This is a genomic window from Lachnoanaerobaculum sp. OBRC5-5 (assembly GCF_000296385.1).
GTDB lineage: Bacteria > Bacillota > Clostridia > Lachnospirales > Lachnospiraceae > Lachnoanaerobaculum.
In genome coordinates this window covers 1912039-1938051 of the sequence record NZ_JH815185.1, presented here as the reverse complement: position 1 = coordinate 1938051, position 26013 = coordinate 1912039, and the positions used below count along the sequence as shown (strand labels likewise).

At 34.8% G+C, this 26013-nt stretch carries 23 protein-coding genes; 22 read left to right on the top strand and 1 reads right to left on the bottom strand.

Annotation, left to right across the window (positions count from 1 at the left end; all coding sequences use genetic code 11):
- The 6 genes from HMPREF1135_RS09175 (at window position 1) to HMPREF1135_RS09150 (ending at window position 7839) form a co-directional block, all read left to right on the top strand.
- Window positions 1-1461, top strand: coding sequence for a sensor histidine kinase (locus HMPREF1135_RS09175; protein ID WP_007594502.1), 1461 nt, complete (start codon window positions 1-3; stop codon window positions 1459-1461).
- Entirely contained in the window at window positions 1458-2381 is a 924-nt protein-coding gene (locus HMPREF1135_RS09170; protein ID WP_007594500.1) for a GerMN domain-containing protein, read from the top strand. The genes HMPREF1135_RS09175 and HMPREF1135_RS09170 overlap by 4 nt, the downstream gene beginning before the upstream one ends.
- Before the next feature lie 3 nt (window positions 2382-2384).
- Entirely contained in the window at window positions 2385-4634 is a 2250-nt protein-coding gene (locus HMPREF1135_RS09165; RefSeq protein ID WP_007594497.1) for a DNA internalization-related competence protein ComEC/Rec2, read from the top strand.
- A 102-nt stretch (window positions 4635-4736) separates the two neighbouring features.
- The gene (locus HMPREF1135_RS09160) at window positions 4737-6008 is read left to right on the top strand and encodes a glycoside hydrolase family 10 protein (protein WP_007594495.1); all 1272 of its coding nucleotides are present in this window, start codon (window positions 4737-4739) and stop codon (window positions 6006-6008) included.
- Window positions 6009-6040: 32 nt separating this feature from the next.
- Window positions 6041-6676 (top strand): L-2-amino-thiazoline-4-carboxylic acid hydrolase, encoded by a 636-nt coding sequence (locus HMPREF1135_RS09155; RefSeq protein ID WP_007594493.1) that lies wholly within the window; start codon window positions 6041-6043, stop codon window positions 6674-6676.
- Between the two features lie 287 nt (window positions 6677-6963).
- Window positions 6964-7839, top strand: coding sequence for an Rpn family recombination-promoting nuclease/putative transposase (locus tag HMPREF1135_RS09150; RefSeq protein WP_007594491.1), 876 nt, complete (start codon window positions 6964-6966; stop codon window positions 7837-7839).
- Window positions 7840-7892: 53 nt separating this feature from the next.
- On the opposite strand, the gene HMPREF1135_RS09145 is transcribed toward HMPREF1135_RS09150, so the two are convergent.
- Entirely contained in the window at window positions 7893-8471 is a 579-nt protein-coding gene (locus HMPREF1135_RS09145) for an OB-fold protein (RefSeq protein WP_007594489.1), read from the bottom strand.
- 252 nt (window positions 8472-8723) lie between these two features.
- Between HMPREF1135_RS09145 and HMPREF1135_RS09140 the strand changes: the two genes are divergently transcribed.
- From HMPREF1135_RS09140 to HMPREF1135_RS09065, 16 genes are all read left to right on the top strand, one after another.
- Window positions 8724-10487, top strand: coding sequence for an ABC transporter ATP-binding protein (locus HMPREF1135_RS09140; RefSeq protein ID WP_007594487.1), 1764 nt, complete (start codon window positions 8724-8726; stop codon window positions 10485-10487).
- Between the two features lie 5 nt (window positions 10488-10492).
- Window positions 10493-11641, top strand: a complete 1149-nt coding sequence (locus HMPREF1135_RS09135) for a M20 family metallopeptidase (protein ID WP_007594485.1) — start codon at window positions 10493-10495, stop codon at window positions 11639-11641.
- Window positions 11642-11732: 91 nt separating this feature from the next.
- On the top strand, window positions 11733-13544 hold the full coding sequence (gene lepA, locus HMPREF1135_RS09130) for a translation elongation factor 4 (protein WP_007594483.1): 1812 nt from the start codon (window positions 11733-11735) through the stop codon (window positions 13542-13544).
- A 6-nt stretch (window positions 13545-13550) separates the two neighbouring features.
- Entirely contained in the window at window positions 13551-14708 is a 1158-nt protein-coding gene (gene hemW, locus HMPREF1135_RS09125) for a radical SAM family heme chaperone HemW (protein WP_007594482.1), read from the top strand.
- Window positions 14709-14724: 16 nt separating this feature from the next.
- Window positions 14725-15747, top strand: coding sequence for a threonine aldolase family protein (locus HMPREF1135_RS09120; RefSeq protein WP_007594480.1), 1023 nt, complete (start codon window positions 14725-14727; stop codon window positions 15745-15747).
- A 36-nt stretch (window positions 15748-15783) separates the two neighbouring features.
- Window positions 15784-16884 carry a DegT/DnrJ/EryC1/StrS family aminotransferase gene (locus HMPREF1135_RS09115; protein WP_007594471.1) on the top strand — a complete coding sequence of 367 codons (1101 nt, stop codon included), beginning with the start codon at window positions 15784-15786 and terminating at the stop codon, window positions 16882-16884.
- The gene (locus tag HMPREF1135_RS09110) at window positions 16881-19019 is read left to right on the top strand and encodes a PEP/pyruvate-binding domain-containing protein (RefSeq protein WP_007594469.1); all 2139 of its coding nucleotides are present in this window, start codon (window positions 16881-16883) and stop codon (window positions 19017-19019) included. The genes HMPREF1135_RS09115 and HMPREF1135_RS09110 overlap by 4 nt, the downstream gene beginning before the upstream one ends.
- Complete coding sequence (locus HMPREF1135_RS09105) at window positions 19012-20076, top strand: hypothetical protein (RefSeq protein ID WP_007594468.1); 1065 nt, start codon at window positions 19012-19014, stop codon at window positions 20074-20076. Before HMPREF1135_RS09110 ends, HMPREF1135_RS09105 begins: the two co-directional genes overlap by 8 nt.
- Before the next feature lie 15 nt (window positions 20077-20091).
- Entirely contained in the window at window positions 20092-20457 is a 366-nt protein-coding gene (locus HMPREF1135_RS09100; protein ID WP_007594467.1) for a diacylglycerol kinase, read from the top strand.
- A complete protein-coding gene (locus HMPREF1135_RS09095) occupies window positions 20454-21029 on the top strand; it encodes a CDP-archaeol synthase (RefSeq protein ID WP_007594466.1) in 576 nt (191 codons plus the stop codon). Before HMPREF1135_RS09100 ends, HMPREF1135_RS09095 begins: the two co-directional genes overlap by 4 nt.
- Window position 21030: 1 nt before the next feature.
- A complete protein-coding gene (locus HMPREF1135_RS09090) occupies window positions 21031-21627 on the top strand; it encodes a CDP-alcohol phosphatidyltransferase family protein (protein ID WP_007594465.1) in 597 nt (198 codons plus the stop codon).
- Window positions 21628-21635: 8 nt separating this feature from the next.
- On the top strand, window positions 21636-22511 hold the full coding sequence (locus tag HMPREF1135_RS09085) for a phosphatidylserine decarboxylase (RefSeq protein WP_007594464.1): 876 nt from the start codon (window positions 21636-21638) through the stop codon (window positions 22509-22511).
- Window positions 22489-23454 (top strand): prenyltransferase, encoded by a 966-nt coding sequence (locus HMPREF1135_RS09080; RefSeq protein ID WP_007594463.1) that lies wholly within the window; start codon window positions 22489-22491, stop codon window positions 23452-23454. The genes HMPREF1135_RS09085 and HMPREF1135_RS09080 overlap by 23 nt, the downstream gene beginning before the upstream one ends.
- 14 nt (window positions 23455-23468) lie before the next feature.
- A complete protein-coding gene (gene glf / locus HMPREF1135_RS09075) occupies window positions 23469-24566 on the top strand; it encodes a UDP-galactopyranose mutase (protein ID WP_007594461.1) in 1098 nt (365 codons plus the stop codon).
- A 3-nt stretch (window positions 24567-24569) separates the two neighbouring features.
- Window positions 24570-25232 (top strand): hypothetical protein, encoded by a 663-nt coding sequence (locus HMPREF1135_RS09070; RefSeq protein ID WP_007594453.1) that lies wholly within the window; start codon window positions 24570-24572, stop codon window positions 25230-25232.
- A 30-nt stretch (window positions 25233-25262) separates the two neighbouring features.
- Window positions 25263-25943, top strand: coding sequence for a hypothetical protein (locus HMPREF1135_RS09065; RefSeq protein WP_007594452.1), 681 nt, complete (start codon window positions 25263-25265; stop codon window positions 25941-25943).
- Window positions 25944-26013: the final 70 nt, after the last annotated feature.

Here is a 26013-nt window from a genome sequence, read left to right as displayed (position 1 = left end):
ATGGATGTTGAAAAGAAAAAAACGAAATTTAAACTGCCTCCTATAAATTTGAGAGTGCTTTTGTCTGTAGTATTTTTACTTTTCGGTGTCTTACCTATATTTATATATGGAGGAATTGTAAGTCGTACAAATTTCACCTCAAGAGTTGATGCCAGAAAAATAGAGTTGCAGACAAAATGTCTTATGCTCAGCAATAAGCTCACAAGAGGAAATTTTTTGAAAAATTCCGATAACAGAGAGGTTATAAGATCCGAGATAGATACAGTGGCGGATATATATAACGGTAGAATAGTTATAATAGATAAATCCTATACAACTATTGAAGATACTTTTAATCTGGCAACAGGTAAGATAAATATCTCTCCGGAAATAATAGAAACATTCAACGGAAACAATACAAATATATACAATAAGACCAAATCATATATTTTGCAAACAATGCCGATATATGAGAATATTGATAATCAGAATATAGACGGAGTCTTAATGTTTATTGCGTCTACAGAGAATCTGGTCTCAGTAGCCGAAGGTGTTGGAAATACCGAGAGGTTTTTATATATAACTCTTACAGCAATAGTATTTGTGCTTTCCGTTATCATAGGCGGAAGACTGTTAAGACCGCTTATAAATTTAAGAGATGACATATCAAGCATAGGTTATGGAAAGCTTGATCAAAAGATAGAACACAATGAATATCAGTTGACCAAATCTATTTCCGAGAATATCAATACTACTCTTGCAAAGCTACAGGATGCAGATAAATCCAGAGATGAGTTTGTGGCTAATGTATCTCATGAGTTAAAGACACCTATTACATCTATAAGAGTATTGGCAGATTCTTTAATGAGTATGGAAAATGTACCGAATGAGATGTATGCGGAGTTTATGCAAGATATTTCAGATGAGATAGACAGAGAGGCAAAGATAATAGACGATCTTCTCTCTTTGGTGAAGCTTGATAAGTCAGCTACCACTTTGGTGACCGAGCAGGTTGATATAAATCAGCTTATAAAACAAATCTTGAAAAGGCTGAGACCTATAGCACAAAAGCGTGATATAGAAATGACTTTTGAGACCATCAGAGAGGTAAGTGCCGATGTGGATGAGACCAAGTTGTCACTTGCCATAAATAATCTTATAGAAAATGCAATCAAATATAACAAGGATGGCGGTTTTGTAAAGGTAAGTATTGACGCGGATCACAAGTTTTTCTATATAAAGGTAAAAGACTCGGGAGACGGAATAGCCCCTGAGTATAGAGATCTTATCTTTGAAAGATTTTATCGCATAGATAAGGCAAGGTCCAGGCAGACAGGAGGTACCGGATTGGGACTTGCTATTACAAGGAATGTAGTTCATTTACATGACGGTATTATAAAGGTTTCCGGTAAAGAGGGCGAGGGGACTACGTTTACAGTCAGAATTCCTCTAAACCATGTAAAAAGGAGGGATAAGAAGTGAGAAACAAATTTGTGATTATATTAATGCTTCTACTTTCTATAACTCTTGTATCCTGTAAGAAAAAGGAGATACAACCTTTAGCGGAAAATGAATACAATATTTATTATTTAAATACAAATATTAATACTTTGGTGGAGAGCCGATACACTGCAGCTTCAGGTAAGAGCGATACAAGCGGACTGATAAAAGAACTTATGACACATTTTTTAAAAGTACCGGATGATTTGGAAGCGGTGGGAGCCCTACCTGACAAGGTTACATACCAAGGATTTGATATAGACGGAAATATTTTATATTTAAACTTTGATACAAACTATCAGGAAATGGATGTGACCAGAGAAGTACTTGCAAGAGCGGCCTTGGCAAAGACATTTACACAGATAGAGGGGATAGAATATATAAGTATTCGTTCAGGAGACCAGCCTCTTGTAAATGTCTTGGGAGAAAATGTAGGGCTTATAAGTGCCAACAACTTTATAAATAATGTTTCAAATATAAACAGCTTTGAAAAAGCCACACTTTTGCTTTACTTTGCAGATGAATCGGGGACAGAGCTGGTGACAGAGGCAAGAGATGTGTTTTATGATATCAATACGTCAAAAGAGAGAATTATAGTTGATGAGCTTATAAAAGGACCTGAAACAGCCGGTTTGAAGGCTACTATACCAGGTGATACAAAGGTGGTAAGTGTTACAATGAATGAGGGCATTTGTTATGTAAATTTTGACGAGGCCTTCCTCAATGCAATACCGGATGTTCTTGACAGTATTACAATATACTCAATAGTGGATTCGCTTTCCGAATTGCCTAATATAAGCAGAGTGCAGATTCTTGTGAACGGAAAATCCGATAAAAAATATAATACAATCTCTTTGGGAACTTCTGTAGAGAGAAATCTTGATTATCTAAAAGAGGATTAAAAAATGAAAAGACCATGTGTACTTATAGTAACGGCCTGTTTGCTTGGAGAGCTTTTAGGGTATTATTTCAGTATATACAGGCTTGCGGCGGGAATTCCCGTCGCGGTCGCGGTCTTATTTGTACTAAATTACAAAAAAATTATAAAATTCAAATTAATTTACTTTCTGATATTTTTTCTGATATGCAGTATCTTTATTTTAAGAATCAAATATGAAATCCGATATATGAATAACTTTATAGCTGATGTGGATAATAATGAAAAAAACACTTCATTATGTGGAAGAGTTAAAAATATTATTTTCAAAGATGATAATGCAATGATTATCTGTGAAGGAGTAATCTACTATCTGAAAGATGAAATCTTTTTAAATGACGTTCACATTGGGAATAGGGTGAAGTTTGAAGGGAAGTCTGAAGAGATAAGTAAAGGGACCAACCCCGGTGAATTTGATGCAAAAAGCTATTATAAAACCAAGGGTATATATGTAAAAATGTCGGTAAGCAATTATAGGGTGGTTGATAAAAGTTATGATAAGGTAGGTGAGTTTTTCTTTTTATTAAGACAATACCTTAGTACAAAAATAGATGAGACTTTTGAGTCCAACAGAGCCGGATTTATAAAAGCAATCATACTTGGTATGAGGGGAGAACTTGATAAAGGTACTTATAAACTGTATCAAAGAAGCGGAATAGCTCATATACTTGCTATTTCCGGTCTTCATGTTTCATTGCTCGGTATAGGACTCTACAAGCTTCTCAGAAAAATACTGCAAAGAAGTTTTTTGCTTTCAGCAAGTCTTGCGAGTGTATTTTTGGTCTTTTACGGATTATTGGTAGGTGATGGTGTAAGTATTGTAAGAGCAAGTACTATGCTTATATTGTATTTTATTGCTGAGGTGTTGGGGAGAAGTTATTGTATTATATCCGCACTCAGTATCAGTGCGGTAGGCATATGCCTTATTTCACCGTTTGAGCCCTTCGGATTAAGCTTTCAGCTTTCATTTGCGGCAGTTTTAAGTCTTGGAGGACCGATTGCATTTATTATAAAAAGATTTAAGCCTGTGGAAAAGAAGGACAAATCCTCCTGTAGTTATAGAGTATTTAAAATTCTTGTCGTAAGTATCGGAGTTCAGCTTTTGACCTTACCGGTTACATTATATTATTTTTATACATTCCCATTATATGCTTTCTTAATCAATATTTTAGTTATACCGCTTATGAGCTTTGTGCTTTATTCTTCTATGCTTTCTTTGGTTTTAAATATACTGAGACTGACTTTATATAAATATATAAGTGTATTTACTGTTTTAATTCTGAGATTTTATGATTTTCTTTGTATTGCTGCCAAGTATTTACCTTATCACTATATTGCATTTGGCAGGCCGAAGTTTTGGCAGATACTTATTTATTATATTTTACTGCTTGGTATAATTGCGATATCTGTATTGGGGTGTAGAAAAAAATATCTTTTACTTTCTTTAGTTGCAGTTCTTATTTTATATCCTTTTTTTAAAACTGAAAGTGTTGTGTATCTTGATGTGGGACAGGGTGACGGCATTTATATGCATATTGATGATTTGGATATATTGATAGATGGCGGAAGTACATCAAAGCCTTCTTTGGGTGAATACAGTATGGAGCCTTTTCTTTTATATAAGGGAGTGGATGATATTGAGATGAGCTTTATCACACATTCAGATATCGATCATATAAGCGGAATAATGTATCTTCTTGAAACGGATATAAAAATAGAGAATATGTTTCTTCCGTATCAGGCAATGAAAGATAAGTCATATGATGAATTAAAGAAAGCTGCAGTTGAGGCCGGGTGCAATATAAGATATTTGAGTATGGGTGATTGTTTTGAAAGAAAAAATTTAAAGATAGACTGTCTTTGGCCTGACAAATCGGATAAAGAAAATGTGAATGAGCAAAGTCAGACATTTGTTATAGAGACTTATGGAAAAAGACTCTTATTTACAGGAGACATCGGTAAAAGCAGCGAGGAGAGCATATTAAAATACTTTGATATAGGGAAAGTGGATATACTAAAGGTAGCTCATCACGGTTCAAAGAATTCTTCTCTAAAAGCTTTTATAGAAAATGTAAGTCCCGATTATGCCGTTATATCCTGTGGAAAAAATAATCATTACGGACATCCAAGTCCTGAAACTATAGAGACATTAAAAGAAAACGGTTGTATTATATTTGAAACTTCAAAAAAGGGGGCGATAGAAGTGAAACTTAGATAAAAGTATTTGTAATCAGTCTTTAAGGAAGTTGATATTGGTTTTTTATCTTGGCTATAGTATGATATTAAGTGATTTTATTATACTTAAAAAATAGAGAGCGAGATGAAGATGAAGAGAACGTGGTTTAGTGGACTGATCGGCAAACTTATAGCTATAGTATTGATAATAAATACTTTGGCCTCTTTGCAAGTTTATGCGGCGGTTACACCTGTAAAGAGAAACGGTACTGTCAAAAGCGCAGTTGTAGAGCAAAAAGAACTTAGAGGAGTATGGTTTTCATATATTGACTGGAGTGAGATGCCGTCAGATGTTGAGGCATTTAAGAAACGTGCAGATCAAGTTATGTCGGATATAAAAAATCGCGGAATGAATGCTATATTTTGCCATGTGCACAGTCATTCGGACAGCTACGGTCAGAAGTTGAAATCCTTCCCATTGTCAAAGTTTATGGTCACAAAAGATTCGAATCCGAATTTTGATCCTCTGGAGTATATGATTGAGAGTGCTCACAAACAGGGACTTTCATTTCATGCTTGGGTAAATCCTTATAGAGTTACCAACTCTATGATGAAAAATATACCGGATAACTCAATAGTGAAGCAGTGGATGGGAGATCCTTCAAAGCAGAGGAATGTGTTATTACATGACGGCAATTATTATCTGAATCCTTCAAGTGCGGAGGTTAGAAGCTATCTTGTGAATTCAATCAGTGAAATTTGTAAAAACTATGAGGTTGACGGTGTACAGTTTGATGATTATTTTTATCCTTCATTGAATGACGGTGATCCGGCAAAGAGTTTTGACAAGGCGGAATATGATGTTTCAGGCAGCAGTTTGGGTATTACACAGTGGAGAAGAGAAAATGTGTCAATGCTTGTAAAAGATGTATATAAGGCGGTACATGAAGCTCGTCCTCAGGCGGTTTTCGGAATCAGTCCTGTAGCGCTTTTATCAAATCTTAGAAGTGATAAATCATATTTTGTAGATATTGATAAATGGATGGATTCAAATGAATATATAGATTATATAATGCCACAGCTATACCACGGTTTTGAAGCAAAAACAAGAACAGGTATATTGGCACCACATTCATATATAAATTGTTTAAACAGCTGGGTGGAGTTAAAGAGAAAGAGTAACAGCAATGTAAAGTTGTATATAGGTCTTGGACTTTACAGAACCGGAAAGGATGTAAAGGACGGCAATGCCGTTTCGGAATGGTTAAGATATAATGATATCTTATTAAGGCAGGTGAAGGCTGCAAGAGAAACCGGAGAAGTTTCAGGATTTGGAATCTTTGCATACCAAAACTTTAGAGAGGCACCGGCAATTTTGGAACTTAATAATTTACAAACAGCATTTACAAATCAGTAGAATTAACTTGTAAAAAGTTTAAAGGGGGGTTAATGAAATACAAGGGGGTATATTTTAGTTTAATAAGTTTTTTCTTGAAAAAACCTATGATAAGAAAATTTGGTAAGGATAAGACTGAAGAAAGTTTAAAAAAGGCTCGCGGTTTATACAGGCAGATGATTGAAAATACTGAAGATATAGGATCTAACAACCCTATGGCCGGCAATATTTATTCGGCATATGTTTTTATGGCGGTGTGCAGGGCAGGGGATTTTGTTGTAGATGATTTTAATGAAATAATTGTGGAATTTTTAAACAACAAATTAATCGGAAAACTCAAAGGCGGTTTTGATTTAAATAATCCGAAAGATATGAAAAAATTTGCCGACAGGATGCATAAAATGGCGGATTGGGCAGATAAACATCCGGAGTATAAGGATAAAACTTGGGACTTTAATTTTGATGAGGAGCTGCACAGTGACGGTTTTTATTACCACTTCACAAGATGTCCTATTGAAAAATTTGCAAGAGACAACGGTTATCTGGATCTTTTACCCATGTGCTGCGATATCGATCATCTTATGTTTGAGAAAGGAAAGGGCGTATTACATAGAGAAAGCACATTGGCATCAGGTGGGAAAATATGTGACTACTGGGTTGTAGGGGATAAGAATAAAGATCCTAAGTGACAATGGGCATAAAAAAGACAGCGAGTAGCTGTCTTTTTTATGATTGATAATTTATCAGTCATACTTTCTCAATAAGTGATTAAATACTATTTTTCCTATAAATAATTGGCTAATCAAGTATATTGATAAATAGATCACAGTTTGGAAAGCACAAAAATAAGATTGTTATTGTATTTTGAAGATATATACATTAGAATTAAAGTATCTTATATGGTTTTAATTTCTAAAATTCTAAGTTTCAAAAAATAATCCAACAGTAAATTTTTTTGGTATAATAAGGAGGAGATATGCAAGATAAAGATATAACGGAGAAGATGCTTGAAAAGTATAATGATGTATTTGCTGATATCTTAAATGTACTTTTGTTTGCCGGTAGAGACATGGTTGATGAATCTTCACTTATGGATGCATTGCCGATGAGTATGCTAAAGATTGACGGAAGAGTCAGAACACAGGAAAGAGATATAGCAAAGTATTGGCGTAAAAATAAAATCAATGTCGCATTATTTGGACTTGAAAATCAGACAGTACCAAATAAACTTATGCCTCTTAGAGTATTTGGTTATGACGGTGCAGAGTATGTAAAGCAAAGCAGAAAAGAAAACAGTGACAGGACAAAGTATCCTGTGATTACATTGGTATTGTACTTGGGATATGAGAAGAGATGGAATTATCCGAAAAGACTTTTTGAAGTTCTTGATATAGATGAAGATGTTCGTCCTTATGTAAATGATTTTAAGATAAACTTATTTGAAATAGCCTATCTTGAAAGAGAAAAGATAGACCTATTTAAAAGTGATTTTAGGATATTGGCTGATTACCTGTATCAAATGAGGGAAAATAGAGATTATATAGCTGATGAAACGAATATTGCTCATGTGGAAGAACTTTTAACATTAATGTCTGCAATGACAGGAGATAACAGATTTGAAGAAACGATAAACGATTTCAAGGGAAAGGAGAAAGTCAATATGTGTGAAGTACTGGATAGAGTAGAGGCCAGGGGGATAGAAAAGGGAATAGAAAAAGGAATTGAACAGGGTATTAAAAGAGGTACCATAAACACGCTTACATCATTGGTAAAGGATGGATTACTTAGTCTTGATGAAGCGGCAATCAGGGCAGATATGAGTGCAGAAGATTTTGAAAAATATATAAAATAGAAAATAATTTTGAACTATAAAAAGAGACCAAAAGGTCTCTTTTTATATAGTGATTATTCGATATTGTCAATATTTAAACTGTACCCAAGTACCTCACCCACGTCAGTAATCTTTCCGGTAAGTGTAACTAATGAGTCTTTTGATAATTCTGCTACTTTTGATTTTGTTTCATCATTTTTTATGTAGCACTGAACACCTATAATAGCAAAGTCGGTATTAGGTACCAGACTGATATATTTACCTGAACTGTCAATATTATTTAGTTTACCTGTTATACGAACATTTTCACCCTTATGATCATTACTTGCCTTTAGTGCATTATCTTCAAGTTGAGCCATCAAATCATCTACAGTATAGTCGGTATATTCTATTGCAGTAGTACTTTCAGCAGTAGTATCTTTAACTTCTGAATTATCAGAATTTGTCTTATCAGCCACTGTAGTTGTATTACCGGATTTAGACTTTCCACCTGAAGCAATAGCACCAATGATGATTAGTGCTACAATTGCGATAAACCAAGGTTTTGTAAAAAACGGTTTTTTGTTTTTGGCTCCACAACTTGGGCATACCTTTGCAGATTTTGCCATTTCCTTACCACAGGTCTTACATGTTGTCATTTTGTTATTACTCATATCTCCTCCTAAGTTAAATAAAAGTTAAGAAAAACTTACGATACTATTATATATATATATACTGTCAAGTTATATATATGATTTGTAAAAATAAAGGTAATCTCGGCTGTTATTGTAAGGATATATGAAAAATGATATTATAAGCATTGTTAGTTATTTATTAAGTGACTCCGATAGAACATAGAAAACTAACTACAAATTTTAAATAAAAATTATATATAATAAAATTTAATAATCAAAGAAGGGGATCTTATGCAAAAAACTTATACAAATTCATATTTGTTAAAGAGATTTTTACCATATTACGGCAAGTACTATCCAACATTAATACTTGATCTTATATGTGCAGGTTTTTCAACCATGTGTGATCTGGTGCTGCCGATAATACTCAGATATTTGACAAATACTGCAAGACAGGATTTGAGCCTCCTGACTGTAAAACTTATACTGACACTTGGAGTAATATTTGTTTTACTCAGAGTGGTTGATACTATAGCAAACTACTATATGCAAAATATAGGTCATGTGATGGGGGCAAAGATAGAAACGGATATGAGATATGATATTTTTTCTCACATACAGCAACTCCCTTATTCCTACTATAATACAAATAAATCAGGTCAGATATTATCAAGAATTACTACCGACCTTTTTGATGTTACAGAGTTTGCACATCACTGTCCGGAAGAGTTTTTTATAGCAATTGTAAAACTTGTAGTTTCATTTGTAATACTGATAAATATAAATATAACTCTTACACTTACCATATTTATTATGATACCGATAATGGTATTCTTTATGTCTTCCACCAATAATCATATGAGAAAGGCACAAAAAGAACAAAGAAATCATGTTGGTGAGATCAATTCAGGCATTGAAAACAATATTCTGGGTGCAAAGGTTGTAAAATCATTTGCAAATGAAGAGTTGGAAGTAAAGAAGTTCCATAAAGAAAATTTAAGATTTTTGGATATTAAAAAAGAGTTCTACAAACATATGTCAAATTTTCAGGTGGTATACAGAATATTTGACGGAATTATGTATCTGACAGTTATAGTACTTGGAAGCTACTATATGAAGGTCGGTAAAATAAATGCAGGTGATATGTTTCTTTACACATTGTATATAAATATGCTTTTAAATACAGTAAAGAAAATAGTTGACTATATGGAGCAGTTCCAAAGGGGAATGACAGGTATTGAAAGATTCATTGAGATAATGGATGTAAAGAACGATATAGTCGATAAGGAAAATGCGAGAGTTTTGACCGATGTACATGGCGATATTGAGTTTAGAAATGTCAGCTTTGCATATCCTGACAGTGATGCAAAGGTACTTGATGATATAAGCTTTTCAATAAATAAAGGAGAGAATATCGCTATTGTAGGTTCTTCAGGTGTAGGTAAAACAACTATATCAAATCTTATACCGAGATTTTATGAGGTCAGTGAAGGTGCAATACTTATAGACGGCACAGATATAAGAGATTTCAAGCAAAAGTCATTGAGAGATAATATAGGTATTGTGCAACAGGAAGTGTATCTGTTCTCAGGAACTATATATGAAAATATAGTTTACGGAAAGAAGGATGCGAGCTTTGATGATGTAGAAAAAGCCGCCAAGATGGCCGGTGCCTATGAATTTATTATGGAGCTTCCGGATAAGTTTGATACATATATAGGAGAGCGTGGTACAAAGCTTTCAGGTGGACAAAAGCAGAGAATAAGCATAGCAAGAGTATTCTTAAAGAATCCACCGATACTTATACTTGATGAGGCAACTTCAGCACTTGATAATAATTCTGAAGCTATAGTGCAGCAGTCACTTGAAATACTGAGTAAGGGCAGAACTACAATCACAATAGCACATAGACTTTCGACCATAAGAAATGCAAGCAAAATCTTGGTGCTTACAGAAAACGGTATAGAAGAGTCAGGTACACATGAAGAGCTGATGAATAAAGAGGGAATATATTTTAACCTGTACAATAAGAATATTGATGAATTAAAGGAATAAATATTATGGAAAGTATTTTTGATTTGATAGATGAAAAGGAACTGGTAGACATATTTTCAAAAGCAGTGGACATACCGAGTACAAATCCAAAAGGTAATGAAAAGCCTATGTGTGAGTATGTAGAAAACTTATTGAAGGAAAATGCTATAGATTATTTTACGGTACCGGTGGAAGACGGAAGATATGATATTATAGCAAAGCTTAAAGGAAAAACAAATAAGGATGCTGTTGTTTTCACAGGGCATATGGATGTTGTGCCGGTTTCCGACGATGAGATAAAAAGATGGAATACACCGCCGTTTAAATCCACTATAAAAGACGGCAAATTATATGGCAGGGGAAGTGCCGATATGAAAAGCGGACTGATAAGTGCTATATATTCTATGATACTTTTGAAGAGAAACAATATTATTCCCGAAAGAGATATAATAATTGCGGCTACCATAGATGAAGAAAACTTTATGAAGGGATCAAAGGCATTATATCAAAATAAGGTGTTTGATAACGCAAAATATCTTATAGTATGTGAGCCTACCGATATGAAGATATGTAATCGTCAAAAGGGTAGAACATGGGCTGATGTCTGTGTACATGGCATGACTGCTCACGGTTCACAAAAGGGTGTAGGTGAAAATGCCATATATCTTGCGATAAAGCTTATAGAAAAGATAAAGAACACTGAATTTAAAGATTATCCTGATACATTCTGGAGAACGTTGGCTATAAATGCAGGTGTGGAGCCGCAGGTAGTACCTGACAGATGTGTGTTCACAGTGGATGCCAGACTACAGGTAGGACATAAGCCTGAGCATATATGGGAAAAACTGGATGAACTTATAGATGAAATAAAAGCCGAAAATCCTCATTTTGATGCTACATACAAGATAGCCGATATGAGAACATCATGGGATACATCAAAGGAAGACAGACTCATAAAGACTATAGAAGCCACATTAAAAAAGCTGGATATTGATCCGGAATTTGACACTTTTACAGGCTCTACAGATGCAAGTATGCTTATAAAAAATGAACTTATACCTGTAATTATAGGACCGGGAGATTTATCGGTGGTACATAGGGAAAATGAATATGTCAAGCTCTCACAGCTCTTTGATTCATGCAGGCTGTATATTGACATAATGTACGGTATGTAATAAGCGCTTCATTTCCCACTATTATTGTAAGAATGCCGAAAAAATGTTATTATAAGCATTATTATTCAAGGTTTAACGATAGGAAGAAAAGATGATTGTTGATCAAAGTAAAATTAGAAATTTTTGTATTATTGCACATATAGATCATGGCAAGTCTACACTTGCAGACAGAATTATAGAAAAGACAGGACTCTTGACCAGCAGGGAGATGCAGTCTCAGGTTCTTGACAATATGGATCTTGAGAGGGAAAGAGGAATTACCATAAAGAGTCAGGCGGTAAGAACTGTTTACAAGGCAAATGACGGTAATGAATATATATTCAATCTTATAGATACACCGGGACATGTGGATTTTAACTATGAAGTTTCAAGGTCTCTCGCTGCCTGTGACGGTGCCATACTTGTAGTAGATGCGGCACAGGGTATAGAGGCACAGACACTTGCCAATGTTTATATGGCACTTGATCATGACCTTGAAGTATTTCCTGTTATAAATAAGGTGGACTTGCCAAGTGCCGATCCTGATTTGGTTGCAAGTGAAATAGAAGATGTTATAGGAATAGAGGCACATGACGCTCCAAGAATTTCAGCTAAGATAGGACTGAATATAGAGGATGTACTGGAAGCGATAGTTGCGAAGGTTCCGGCACCGGAGGGAGATCCCAAGGCACCTTTGCAGGCACTTATTTTCGACTCAATATATGATTCATATAAGGGAGTAATAGTATTTGTCAGAATCAAAGAGGGAAGTGTAAAAAAAGGCGATCCTATAAAAATGATGGCAACCGGAGCTGTGGCGGAAGTTGTGGAAGTAGGGTATTTCGGTGCAGGTCAGTTTATTCCATGTGATGAGCTTTCTGCAGGCATGGTAGGCTATATTACGGCAAGTATAAAGAATGTAAAGGATACCAGAGTCGGTGATACTATTACATTAAATAATAATCCTTGTGAAAAGGCATTGCCGGGATATAAGAAGGTAACACCTATGGTTTATTGCGGACTTTATCCGGCGGACGGTGCAAAGTACAATGACCTTAGAGAGGCACTTGAGAAGCTGCAGTTAAATGATGCTTCGCTTTTCTTTGAGCCGGAGACTTCACTTGCACTCGGATTCGGATTCAGATGCGGTTTCCTTGGGCTTTTACATTTGGAAGTAATACAGGAAAGACTTGAGAGAGAATATAATCTTGACCTTGTTACTACAGCACCGGGTGTTGTATACAAGGTATTTAAAACTAACGGAGAGGTTATAGAACTTACAAACCCTTCAAACCTCCCCGATCCTTCAGAGATAGAGCATATGGAGGAGCCGATAGTTTCTGCCGAGATAATGCTTACAAAAGAATTTGTAGGATCTATTATGAATCTCTGTCAGGAGAGAAGAGGTATTTATCTTGGTATGGAATATATTGAGGAGAATCGTGCAATTTTAAAATATGATTTGCCTCTGAATGAAATAATATATGATTTCTTCGATGCACTAAAGTCAAGATCAAGAGGTTATGCCTCACTTGATTATGACTTAAAGGGCTATGTACCTTCAAAGCTTGTGAAGTTGGATATTTTGATAAACAAGGAAGAGGTGGATGCGCTGTCATTTATAGTGCATGCGGATTCCGCTTATGAAAGAGGAAGAAAGATGTGTGAGAAGCTTAAAGAGGAGATACCGAGACACCTGTTTGAGATTCCTATACAGGCGGCAGTAGGTTCAAAGGTTATAGCAAGAGAGACCGTTAAGGCCATGAGAAAAGATGTTTTGGCAAAGTGTTACGGAGGAGATATCTCAAGAAAGAGAAAGCTTCTTGAAAAGCAAAAAGAGGGAAAGAAGAGAATGAGACAGATCGGAAATGTGGAAATCCCTCAAAAGGCGTTTATGAGTGTACTTAAATTGGATGAGGATTGATAAAGTATGTCAATGAAAAAGTTGGAATTATATGTGCATATACCATTTTGCGAAGAAAAATGTAGGTATTGTGATTTCTTATCCTTTAGAGCTGACGACAGTGAAAAGAAAGCATATGTTAATCAGCTTATAGAGGAGATAAAAGCGCAGGGACAAAATTACGGTGAATATCTTGTGAGTTCAATTTTTATCGGTGGAGGTACTCCGACTACACTTAGCGGAATCTGGATACTTGATATTATGAATGCTGTTCGTGAGAACTTTATAGTTGAAACCGATGCGGAAGTTTCTATTGAGTGTAATCCGGGTACATTGTCAAAGAGCAAGATAATGCATATAAAAAAGGCCGGAATCAACAGGATAAGCTTCGGTTTGCAAAGCAGTATCGAAGAGGAGCTTAAAGAGCTTGGAAGAATACATACCTATAAAGATTTCTTACAAAGCTATCAGCTTGCAAGAGAGTATGGGTTTACAAATATAAATGTAGACCTTATGAGCGGTTTGCCGAATCAGACAATTGACAGCTATAAGACTACATTAAAAAGAGTATGTGCCCTAAAGCCTGAGCATATAAGTGCGTATTCACTTATAATAGAGCCGGATACTCCTTTCTTTGACAAGTACGGAAGTGAAGAGGGCAGTATGCTCCTACCAGATGAGAATATAGACAGAGAGATGTATGCTCTTACAAAAAATATTTTAAGAGAGCATGGATATGAGCGATATGAAATAAGCAATTATGCAAAGCCCGGAAGAGAGTGCAGACATAATATAGGCTATTGGACAGGAGTTTCTTATCTTGGTCTTGGAGTAGGCGCTTCAGGTTATGTGATGAACAGACGCTTCCATGTGGAATCGGATTACAAAAAATATATGAGTGTAAAGATGCAGCAGGATATTACACCGCTTTACTGTGATCTGGAAGAACTTGACATCAAGGCAAATATGGAGGAATTTATGTTCCTCGGTCTCAGACTTACAAGAGGTGTATCCAGACATGAGTTCAACGAGAGATTCGGTGTAGATATGTTTGAGGTATTTGACAGACAGATAAAGAAAAATATGATGTTAAAGCTTATGGAATATAACTCGCCAAACTTAAGGCTAACCGAAAAGGGACTTGATCTCAGCAATATGGTAATGTCAGACTTTTTGTTGGATTAAAAGACTGAGAGGAAGTATGTTATATTTTATAAATGATTATAGCGAGGGTGCAACGCCTGAGATTTTAGACAAATTACAGGAAAGTAATTTATCCAAGCAGGCAGGTTATGGAAGTGATGAGTTTTGTATTTCCGCAAAAGAAAAGATAAAGGAAGCTATAAAGACCGATGCTGAAATTTTCTTTGTAAGTGGTGGTACTCAGGCAAACAAAATAGTTATCGGAAGTATTTTGAAAAACTATGAGGGTGTAATTGCGGCAGATACCGGACATATATCGGTACATGAAGCGGGAGCCATAGAAAACACCGGACATAAGGTCTTTGGATTGAAGTCTGAGAACGGCAAGCTGGCGGCAGATACTGTAAAAAGATTCTGCAGAGACTTTTACGCAGATGTAAATCATGAGCATATGGTATATCCCGGAATGGTCTATATATCACAGCCTACAGAGTATGGAACTTTGTATTCAAAGAATGAATTAGAAGAGATAAGATCGGTTTGTGCTGAATATAATATTCCTTTTTTTATAGACGGAGCAAGACTTGCATATGCACTTGGAAGCAGTGAATGTGATACAGGTTTGGAAGATATTGCAAGATTATGTGATGTATTTTATATAGGCGGTACAAAATGCGGTGCACTGATAGGTGAAGCGATAGTATTTACAAATAAAGGGCTCAGTAAACATTTCTTTACCGATATGAAGCTCTTTGGAGCTGTATTGGCAAAGGGAAGGCTACTTGGAATACAGTTTGATACATTGTTCAGTAATGATTTGTACAAAAAACTTGGAAAAAAAGGTGTAGATGCCGCTATGAAGATAAAGAAGGCTTTGATTGAGAAAGAGTATGAACTTTATATAGACTCCCCTACCAATCAACAGTTTATTGTAGTTGATGATGTTACAAGAGATCGATTATCAAAGGATATAGGCTTCGGATTTATGGAGACTCTTTCAAACGGAAAGCATGTTATAAGATTTTGTACAAGCTGGGCAACTGAGAATGAAGATGTGGAGAGGCTGATTTCCATATTGTAAAAAAGATATAATATTAACCGGTATATAAGGAGGCGTATGAAGGAAGAAAAGAAAATATTTGTCACAAAGGCTACATTGCCTCCTAAGGAGGAATTCCTTGAGTATGTAGATAAGATATGGGAGAGTGCCTGGCTTACCAATATGGGTTATGTACATAATGAGCTTGAAGATACTTTAAGTAAATTTATGGACGATATGGATATAGTTCTTACAGTAAACGGACATCTGGCATTGGAGCTTGCATTACAGTCTCTAAAGATAGAAGGTGAAGTTATAACAACGCCATTTACATTTGCATCTACCACTCATGCCATAGTAAGAAACGGACTTAAGCCGGTTTTTTGCGATATAAAGGAAGATGATTTTACAATTGATCCTGAAAAAATAGAAAAGCTTATAACAAAAGATACCAAAGCTATAATGCCTGTACATGTATATGGTAATGTATGTGATGTGGAAGCCATTGATAGAATAGCAAAAAAGCATGGATTATATGTAGTCTACGACGCGGCACATACATTCGGTGAGAGATATAAAGGAAAGAGTGTGGCGGATTTTGGAGATATGAGTATATTCAGCTTCCACGCAACAAAGGTGTTTAACACCATAGAAGGTGGTGCTATAGCTCTCAGAGATAAGGAGAGAAGAAAGTCTTTGGATTTTTTGAAAAACTTCGGTATTGCGGATAAGGAAAATGTTCCTTATGTGGGTAGCAATGCAAAGATGAATGAGTTTGCGGCCGCTATGGGACTTTGCAATATGAAGCATCTTCCTGAGTACATAGAAAAAAGAAAGAGAATCTGTGAGCTATATACAGACAGGCTCTCAGATATAAAGTCTATTAGACTTAATAAATATAATGATGACACTACATACAACTATGCATATTTTCCAATAGTTGTAAAAAGGGGCAGCAGGGATGAATTATACGACAAACTGGCAAAGGAAAATATTTTTGCAAGAAAGTATTTTTACCCATGTACAAATGCCTATGAATGTTATAGTGAAAGCTTTGATGCAAATGAAACACCAATTGCACTTGATATTTCAAAAAAGGTTTTGACCTTGCCTATATATCCTGATTTGGAAGAGGCTGAGGTAGAGAGGATATGCAGTGTTATACGGAGAGAACTATGAAAGCAAAAAACTTAAAGGTTTTGGAAAAAAACGGCTTTCAGGTTCCAAAGTTTAAAGTAGCTTATCCCGGAGATGAGATTGACTTTTCATATTTTGATTCGGAACTTTTTGCCGTTCGCTCAAATGATGCACATGAGGACGGTGAAAACTTTTCCTATGCAGGACAATTTTTAACTGTTTTAAATGTTCCAAAATCAGAAGTGGATAAGGCTATAAAATCAGTGGTAGACAGTTATAAAAACAGATACTACGAAGAAAAGCTTGGTATACAGGCAGAAAACAAAATATCAAGTGTAATAATTCAGGAAATGGTGGCGTCCGAATATTCAGGTGTTTTATTTACTGCCAATCCTAAGGGCATCTTAAATGAGACGGTGATAGTGGTAGGAAAAGGACTTGGAAGCAGTATAGTAGAGGATAAAGCTGAAACAATTACCTATCACCACTACAGAGACGGAGCTACATATAAAGAGGGAAATGCCTTGAACTTTCCTGAAAACCTTGTAAAGGAACTTGAAAGAACCGGAGAAAGAATCGAAAAGCTTTTTGGGAAGCTGATGGATATAGAGTTTGCCGTCAAGGATGAAAAAATATATATTTTACAGGCAAGAGAGATTACGAGTCTTGATTTTACAAAAAATATTCGCATTTTAGATAACAGTAATATTGCTGAAAGTTACCCCGGAGTGTGTTCTAAGCTGACCGGAAGCTTTGCCGGGGAGGTATACACAAGGATATTCACAAGACTTATAGGAAGAGCGCTTGGAAAATCAGCAAACAGGTATGAAGACTTGTTTACGCATATGGTCAGTTACTTTGGGGGAAGGATGTACTATGAAATCAGCAGCTGGTACGATATTTTAAGACTATTACCCTTCTCTTCAAAGATTATCCCTATTTGGCAAAAGATGCTTGGTGTAGAGGATGAAAAAATACACTTTTCTAAAAAAAGACCAAGCTTATTTATAAAAACAAAGCTTTTCTTTTCAACTCTTTATCTGTTTTTAATCTCACAAAAAAAGATGGCGGATCTTTCATTATTTTTCAAAAAAGAATTCCAATACTATAATGCAAAAGTTGAAAATGAAGAGGATCCAAAGAAGTTGTACAATCTTTTTTTGGAAATGGAAGATGTATTCTTTAAAGAGTGGGACTGGACATTGATAAATGATATGGTGTCATTTTTGTCCACACATTTTGCAGGGAAAAAGGTGAAAAATACCTTGGTACTTGAAAGTAAAAAGCCTGTAGAAGCATTGAATGAATTGGTGTATACATATTCAAAATTCGGTGTAGCTTCACATGAATATAAAGAAAAGAAAGCGGATTATATCAAATACTATGGTGACAGAACTATAGGTGAGCTGAAGCTTGAGACAAGGACATTTGCAACAAATCCCGAACTGCTTGATAAAATGGTGGAAGAAAGGGCGATGCTTCCCGTACAGGATATTAATAAAAGTATTGTAAAGATAAAGAAGTCTTTGGCAAGGAGTTCAACCAATTATCGAGAGATTTCAAGGATGAACAGAAGCAGATTGTTCGGACTAATGAGAAAACTGATAGATAAAATAGGTGCAAAGACTGTGGGCGAAGATATTTATCATCTATCACTTCCACAAATAAGAGAAATGATATTTTCAGGTAAGGATTTTACCGAAGAAATAAAAGAAGAAAAAAGGCTGATGCTTGTATACAATGAGCTTCCGACTATTAAAAAAGTTGTGCTTTTGGGTGATCCGGTTATAGATTTTTCAATTATGGACAGAAGTATTTGTGATGAAGAAACCGAGAGAGATTTTCTTACAGGAAGAGGAGTTTCAAGCGGAAAAATTACGGGTGAAGTTATTAAAATAACAGATATGAGAACCGTGTCATTAAAGGATGTGAAGGATAAGATAATAGCCACATATTCAACTGATCCGGGCTGGTTTCTTCTACTTGATGTAGCAAAGGGAATTTTAGCAGAGAGAGGTTCTTTACTTTCGCATACCGCAATAGTTGCAAGAGAGTTAAAAAAGCCTGCGGTGGTTGGAATTTCAGATTTGATGAATCATATAAAAAGTGGGGATATGGTGGAGCTTGACGGCGATAAGGGATACTGCAAGATAAAAAGGGAGAGCAAAATTGAGTGAGATAACTGTAAGCATAGTAAAAAAGAACAAGGATAAGGAATTGTTCCTCAGATTTCCTTCAAAAATCTATGATGATAAACATATAATGCAGGATAAGGTTTTTGAAAGGGAAGTTTTGGAAAACACCAATATATTATGTAAAGGTGTAAAGATAATACCGCTTATAGCGAAGGATAAAAAGGAAGAAGTGGTAGGTCGCTGCGTGCTTTCATTTTATGATGACGATACAGCCTATATAGGTTTTTTTGAATGTATCAATAATAGTGAAGTGGCAAAAGAATTACTTGCTGCAGGTGAAAATCTGGCTAGGGAAGAGGGAAAGAAAAAAGTTTTGGGACCTATAGACCTTTCTTTCTGGGCAAGGTATCGCTTTTGCACTTCTGAGGATTTGCCATATATCGGAGAGCCTTCAAATAAGGGATATTATAAAGAACTTTGGGAAGAGAACGGATTTCAAGTATCGGAAGAGTACTTTTCAAACTTCTTTGATGTTGCGGATGAAAGTTTTGACAGCGAAAAGGCAAGGAAGAGATTGCAGGATGCAAAAGATGAGGGATATATATTTACACATCCTGATACAGATAATTTTGAAAAATACCTAAAAGATATATATCCTGTTTTGATAGAAGGATATAAAAACTTTTGCGGATTTAAGATGATATCTGAAGAGGACTTTGTAAAACTTTATTCACCTTTAAAAATGGTAATAGATATTGAGACGGTTTTTCTTGCATATAAGGACGGCGTATTAAAGGGATTTTTAATATGTCTGCCGGATTATGGAAATTTACTTTGTAAAGCAAGAACACCTGCACTCTTACTAAATGTGATGAATGTAAAGTCTCATGCAAAAAGATATGTACTCTTATATATGGGAGTTAAAAGAGACTGCCTTGGACTCGGTTCGGCACTTTCACAGCAGGTTGTAGATATTCTTAAAGTAAAAAAGGCAAGTGGAATATCCGCACTTATTCACAGCGGTAAGGCAAGCGGAGGGTATTTTAAGGACAAGATAAAAGAGCAAAGAAAGTACGTGATGCTTGAAAAAATGCTTTAATATCCGGAGATATAGATGAAGAATAAGACATTTTTAAAAAGTATATATTGTGCTATAGAGGGACTTATCTTTGCTCTAAAGACAGAAAAAAACTATAAGTATTACATTGTTATAGATATTATATTTTTTCTCTTGGACTTTTTTGTATTTAAGCCGGATAAGGCCGGTTGGTATGCATATATTATTACCTCTGCAGCTGTTTACGGCCTGGAATGTATAAATACTTCCATAGAACATATTTCAGACTTTATTTCAGAGGATGTACATCCTGAGATAAAGGTTATTAAAGATATGGGTGCTGCCGGAGTACTTTGCTTCGGTATCGCATTCTTTGCCATACAGATTATGGAATGTATAAGTTATTTAGGAGTAGCATTATGATTATATTACTGTATATAAGTATGCTTCCTGTAATCCTTGGCGGAGTTTTCAATATGCTCTTTGTAAAGATAAAGGCACTTGATTTTTTACGAATACCTGTAGACGGCGGTAAAAGTTTAAAAGGAAAAAGAATTTTCGGCAACAGTAAGACGGTACTTGGGTTTATAGGAATGATAATTGGCACTGTGCTTGCGGCAATACTTTGGGGATTATTTTTAAAACAAACGGGATTGGAGCATTACAATCTGATTTATAAAAATTATCCCAATACGGTTTATTTTAATCTTTTATCCGGAACATTATTCGGATTTGCATATATGCTCTTTGAGCTGCCAAACAGTTTTATAAAAAGAAGATTTGATATAGATGCGACTACTAGAGGCAGATTTCCGGCAAATATAGCTACATTCGTATACGATCAGATAGATTCGATGATAGGAGTAATGCTTGTGCTTGCAATATTTGCAGGTCTTAGCTTTCCTCAATATATTTTGGCGGTTTTACTTGGTGGGATCACTCATGTGGCTGTAAATATGATTTTGATTTTGTTTAAAGTAAGAAAGTATTTATGATATGAAAAAGATATTTTTGGGAGTATATCATCCAAGTGTTATACTTACCTATATAGGTGTATTGATTTCGATATTCGGGATTTTATTTGCAAAGAGCTTGTACCTTGCAACTATTTTACTGATGCTTGCAGGACTTTGTGATGCATTTGACGGAGTATTTGCAAGGATGTATAAAAGGACCGAGCTTGAAGAAAACTTTGGAGTTCAGATAGACTCATTTGCAGATCTGATTTCATTCGGATTGTTTCCCACAAAGATATATATAAGCTTTTTTTCTAAAAATATATATTTTTCATTTGTACTTGTAAGTTTATATATTTTGGCGGTAATTATAAGACTTGCGTATTTTAACTGCAAGGGAAGTGAAGATAAGCTTTATTTTACAGGACTTGCTGTAACATACTCCGCATTTTTTATATCTTTGTATGTGGTTATTGCAAAGTATATAGAGAGTTTTTCGGCTTTACCGATTGAGTGCCTGTATATATTTTTAATTTTGGCATTTTTGTGGAATAAGAAAATAAGAAAGCCGAATCTGTATATCAGAACAGCTTTTTTGATTCTTGCCATTGTGTTTATAGCTTTATTGCTGATATAGGTGATACTTTGGAAATAATTGATAGAAGAAGCGGTAAAATAATAAAAGAAGAGGAAGACTCGGCAAAAGTTATAGAATTTTTATATCACAGTTTTTTGGGCAGGTTATTTTTAAAACTTTTTTTTGCAAGGCCATACTTTTCAAAATTGCTGTCGATATATTATAAAAGTCCCTTGTCTAAAAATAAGATAAAAAGCTTTATAAAAAAATATGATTTGGATAGAGGGCTTTTAAAGAGAAATTTCAAGAGCTTTGCCGATTTTTTTTCAAGAAAAGAAAAGATAAATGTGGATAATGAGGGTTTTTTAGCCACTGCAAGTGGAAAACTTCGAGTATTTAAAATAGGTGAAGACGGAAAACTCTATCTTGGAAATAAAAAACTTAGTATAATGATAAAGGGCAATGTTTACAATACGGATAAATTGTTGAAAGCCCCATTGCCCGAATGGGCAAGAGGTGGATATCTTTTATTATACAGATTAAGTCTTTGTGATTATCACAGATATATTTATCCGTTAACAGGAAGAAGTGAAAAAAGAAAAGAAATTTCCGGCAGACTTGAAAGTGTCAGAAGAGATGCCGCATACTGGAGAGCATTTGCTGAGAATAAAAGGGTGTTGGAATATTGGATGAGTGAATATGGCAAGATGCTTCATATGGAGATAGGAGCAATGCTTGTAGGACATATTCATAACCATAACAAACGCTACTTTCATAAAGGTGAGGAAAAGGGTTTTTTCTCGTATGGCGGTTCAAGTATAGTTGAGATAGTCGGCAAGGAAATAGAGATAGACAGAGATATCTTAGAAAACAGTAAAAGAAATTTTGAAACTAAAATCCGAATCGGAGAGAGGATAGGATATGGAAAGATTAAAAAGGCTTAGAGTTTATTTTAATGAAATGTTTCCGCTGATTCCAAGATTATGTCTTGGGTACATTGTATTTTTGGAAATATACTTTATTGTACTTCTAAATCACGGAGTAACGGGAAAACAGCTGCTTTTATTTGATAAGGTTGAAGGTCAGTCCGATTTGATATCTTATTTTATACAGCACGATGTAATAGGTGTAATAATCGGAGGATTTACAATATTCAGCTTTTTACTTTGGCTTCGTATTGCAGATGACTTTAAAGATTATGAGTTGGATTGCAGACTTTTTGCAAGCAGACCGCTTCCATCAGGTAGAGTACATAAGGATGATTTGAGGATTTTTGCAACAATACTTATCGGAATTACTATTTTCATAAATGTGTTGTTTATGAGAAATTTCATATTCTGTCTGATACTCTACACTTATGGAAGTTTGATGGCGGTATGGTTTTTCCAAAAGCATAAGATAGCAAAGTCATTGCCTCTTGCCTTGGTTACACATAATCCGGTACAGATAATATTAAATATTTATGTTATTTCTTATGCGATAATGAAGTATAAACTTCCGATATTTGATATTACAAATTTGATGGCTGTTATGACACTTTATTTCCCGGCACTTATTTGGGAGATTTCCAGAAAGATTCGTGCACCTAAAGAGGAAACCGAATATGTCACATATTCAAAGCTGTTCGGATATAAGAAATGCGTTGATTTTGTATTTCTTCTTACTTGGCTTGATATACTTACAAATGTGGTTTTGGTATGGAATCTTAATAAGATCTCTGTAGTGGCATTACTTGCAAACACAGTATGGTGTTCTATGAAATTCATTGAATATAAGAAGGATCCAGGCAAATACAGGATTGTGAGTAAGGTGGAAAGATATACATATATACAGGAATGTATGATGATTGCAACTATTGTAATTTATTTGATAGTTGGAAAGATATAGATAAGGAGTAGTATATGAAATACGATTTTTTAGTAGTTGGAGCGGGGCTTTTCGGAGCAATATTTGCATATGAGGCAAAGAAGCGCGGTAAGAGTGTTTTGGTTATTGATAAGAGAAATCATATAGCCGGAAATATCTATACCGAGAATGTAGACGGAATAAATGTTCATAAATATGGTGCTCATATTTTCCATACTTCAAATAAAAAGATTTGGGAGTATGTAAATAATTTTGCAGAGTTCAATAATTATATCAATGCACCTGTTGCTATATATAAGGATGAACTTTACAATCTGCCGTTTAATATGAATACTTTCAGCAAGCTTTGGAATATAAAAACTCCCGATGAGGCAAAGGCGATTATAGAAAAACAAAGACAGGAATCAGGAATTACAGACCCTAAGAATCTGGAAGAGCAGGCCATATCTTTGGTTGGAAAAGATGTATACGAAAAGCTTATAAAGGGATATACGGAAAAGCAGTGGGGCAGAGATGCAAAGGAACTTCCGGCATTTATTATAAAGAGACTGCCACTGAGATTTACATTTGATAATAATTATTTCAATGACAGATACCAGGGTATTCCTATAGGAGGATATACCGGAATAGTTGAAAAGCTTCTTGAGGGTATAGAAGTAAGAACAAATACCGAGTACAGAGATTTCATAAAGGAAAATACTGATATAGTTGATAAAACTGTATATACCGGAATGATTGATGAGTTCTTTGATTATAAACTTGGAGTGCTTGAGTACAGAAGAGTATACTTTGAGGATGAAAGACTTGATACTGATAACTATCAGGGAAATGCAGTGGTAAATTATACAGAAAGAGATGTAAAGTTTACAAGAATTATAGAGCATAAGCATTTCGAATACGGCAATCAGGACTTCACCATTATTTCAAAAGAATATCCTACAGAGTGGCAAAAGGGTGAGGAACCGTATTATCCTATCAATAATGAAAAGAACAATGCTCTATATGAAAGCTATGTCAAGCTTTCAAAAACAAGACCTGAGATAATCTTCGGTGGCAGACTTGGTGCATATAAGTACTATGATATGGACAAGGTAGTTGAAGCGGCACTTGATTGTGTGGAGAAGAATTTATAATATATGAAGTATGATCAAAAACAACACCCTTTGTGGCTAGGTATACTATACGGTATAGCAATATATGGTCTAATAATTTTGACGATGGTGTATCGTATAAACGATAATACCGCAATTGTATCAATGATTCTTTTTGTCTTGTTTGTATTTTTTTTGATATTACAAATGCGAAATATTTCATTTGCTAAAAAGGTAGAAGATGTAGATTATTGTTTGAAAACATATTTTATATATAAATATATAACGATGCCGGTTGAATTAATCTGTGCAGGAATAGTAGGTGCTTTTATTGTTGGAATGATAGGAACGATAATTCAGTGGTTAGAAGAACCGATTGCAATTATTTTGTTTTTTTTCTTGGTCATTTTTTTTGTTGCGATAATACCGTATGTGTTGATAGTATTTGCCGTAATAGAGTTGCCGTGTTTTATATCAATTGAGTATGTCTTATGTATAACACAAAAAAAATACGGTATATCTTCTGCGAAAAGAATGATACATTTTTTATTGCAGATGATACCGGTGTTGGATATTATAGACGGATTGTATATAAGCATAAAGTATTGGAATATGGGTAGGGGATTGGCTATTGTGACTGCCGTTTTTACCTTTTGCGTAACAGCATTGGTATTGTCGATTTATTTGGTAAATAGATTTCAGGTATAATCTTGTGTAGATAAGTACGGAGGAAATAATTTGAAGAAATTCCGGCCTGTTTTAGATATATTCTATATAATTTTAATATATGCATGGCTATGCTTTAATATAATTGTTTTGCATCAAATCTTATCGGAATCAGATGTAAGTATTCCTACTGTAATTGTTGCAGTGAATAATATATTGTTTATTGTGGTATATGTAATACTTATCAGAGTACAAATTATAAATATACTGGAAGCTATAAAGACAGAGGATATAGATTACTGTATAAATAACTATTTCTTTTATAAATACACACTTATGCCAATTATGTTAATTGGTAGAGGTCTGCCTGTTTTTATTTGCTTAGGCGGAGTAGGAGCCTTTTTTTTGGTATTTTTAATACCGTTTGTCATTATTACTTGGCCATTTATAATTGGTATGTGGATTTTACTACCTGTACTGCTGGTATGCACAACTGTAATAGAGTTGCCATGTTTTATATTAACTATTTGTATTTTGGATATTACAAGGAAGCAAAAGAAGATGACTTTTGAGAGAACTTCATTGCATTTTATCCTTCAACGGATACCGGGAATAGATTTAATAGACGGATTGCATATAAGTACAAAGTACTGGAATAAGGGTAGGATGCTTGCAAGGATAACTTTCATATGTATTGCTGTAAGTATATTAATTGGAATATTGATAGACTTGTTTTCCAGATTTGTAAAGTAACTTGAATAATCTATGATAGAATAAAATAGTTTTGTATAAAAGAGGGGGCTGTCGGGAAATACTGAATTTT

Bases quoted from the DNA above. Each gene is read 5' to 3' on its own strand.
- HMPREF1135_RS09175 (WP_007594502.1), top strand. From the start codon at position 1: ATGGATGTTGAAAAGAAAAAAACGAAATTTAAACTGCCTCCTATAAAT.
- HMPREF1135_RS09165 (WP_007594497.1), top strand. From the start codon at position 2,385: ATGAAAAGACCATGTGTACTTATAGTAACGGCCTGTTTGCTTGGAGAG.
- HMPREF1135_RS09160 (WP_007594495.1), top strand. From the start codon at position 4,737: ATGAAGATGAAGAGAACGTGGTTTAGTGGACTGATCGGCAAACTTATA.
- HMPREF1135_RS09155 (WP_007594493.1), top strand. From the start codon at position 6,041: ATGAAATACAAGGGGGTATATTTTAGTTTAATAAGTTTTTTCTTGAAA.
- HMPREF1135_RS09150 (WP_007594491.1), top strand. From the start codon at position 6,964: ATGCAAGATAAAGATATAACGGAGAAGATGCTTGAAAAGTATAATGAT.
- HMPREF1135_RS09145 (WP_007594489.1), bottom strand. From the start codon at position 8,471: ATGAGTAATAACAAAATGACAACATGTAAGACCTGTGGTAAGGAAATG.
- HMPREF1135_RS09140 (WP_007594487.1), top strand. From the start codon at position 8,724: ATGCAAAAAACTTATACAAATTCATATTTGTTAAAGAGATTTTTACCA.
- HMPREF1135_RS09135 (WP_007594485.1), top strand. From the start codon at position 10,493: ATGGAAAGTATTTTTGATTTGATAGATGAAAAGGAACTGGTAGACATA.
- lepA (WP_007594483.1), top strand. From the start codon at position 11,733: ATGATTGTTGATCAAAGTAAAATTAGAAATTTTTGTATTATTGCACAT.
- hemW (WP_007594482.1), top strand. From the start codon at position 13,551: ATGTCAATGAAAAAGTTGGAATTATATGTGCATATACCATTTTGCGAA.
- HMPREF1135_RS09120 (WP_007594480.1), top strand. From the start codon at position 14,725: ATGTTATATTTTATAAATGATTATAGCGAGGGTGCAACGCCTGAGATT.
- HMPREF1135_RS09115 (WP_007594471.1), top strand. From the start codon at position 15,784: ATGAAGGAAGAAAAGAAAATATTTGTCACAAAGGCTACATTGCCTCCT.
- HMPREF1135_RS09110 (WP_007594469.1), top strand. From the start codon at position 16,881: ATGAAAGCAAAAAACTTAAAGGTTTTGGAAAAAAACGGCTTTCAGGTT.
- HMPREF1135_RS09100 (WP_007594467.1), top strand. From the start codon at position 20,092: ATGAAGAATAAGACATTTTTAAAAAGTATATATTGTGCTATAGAGGGA.
- HMPREF1135_RS09095 (WP_007594466.1), top strand. From the start codon at position 20,454: ATGATTATATTACTGTATATAAGTATGCTTCCTGTAATCCTTGGCGGA.
- HMPREF1135_RS09090 (WP_007594465.1), top strand. From the start codon at position 21,031: ATGAAAAAGATATTTTTGGGAGTATATCATCCAAGTGTTATACTTACC.
- HMPREF1135_RS09080 (WP_007594463.1), top strand. From the start codon at position 22,489: ATGGAAAGATTAAAAAGGCTTAGAGTTTATTTTAATGAAATGTTTCCG.
- glf (WP_007594461.1), top strand. From the start codon at position 23,469: ATGAAATACGATTTTTTAGTAGTTGGAGCGGGGCTTTTCGGAGCAATA.
- HMPREF1135_RS09070 (WP_007594453.1), top strand. From the start codon at position 24,570: ATGAAGTATGATCAAAAACAACACCCTTTGTGGCTAGGTATACTATAC.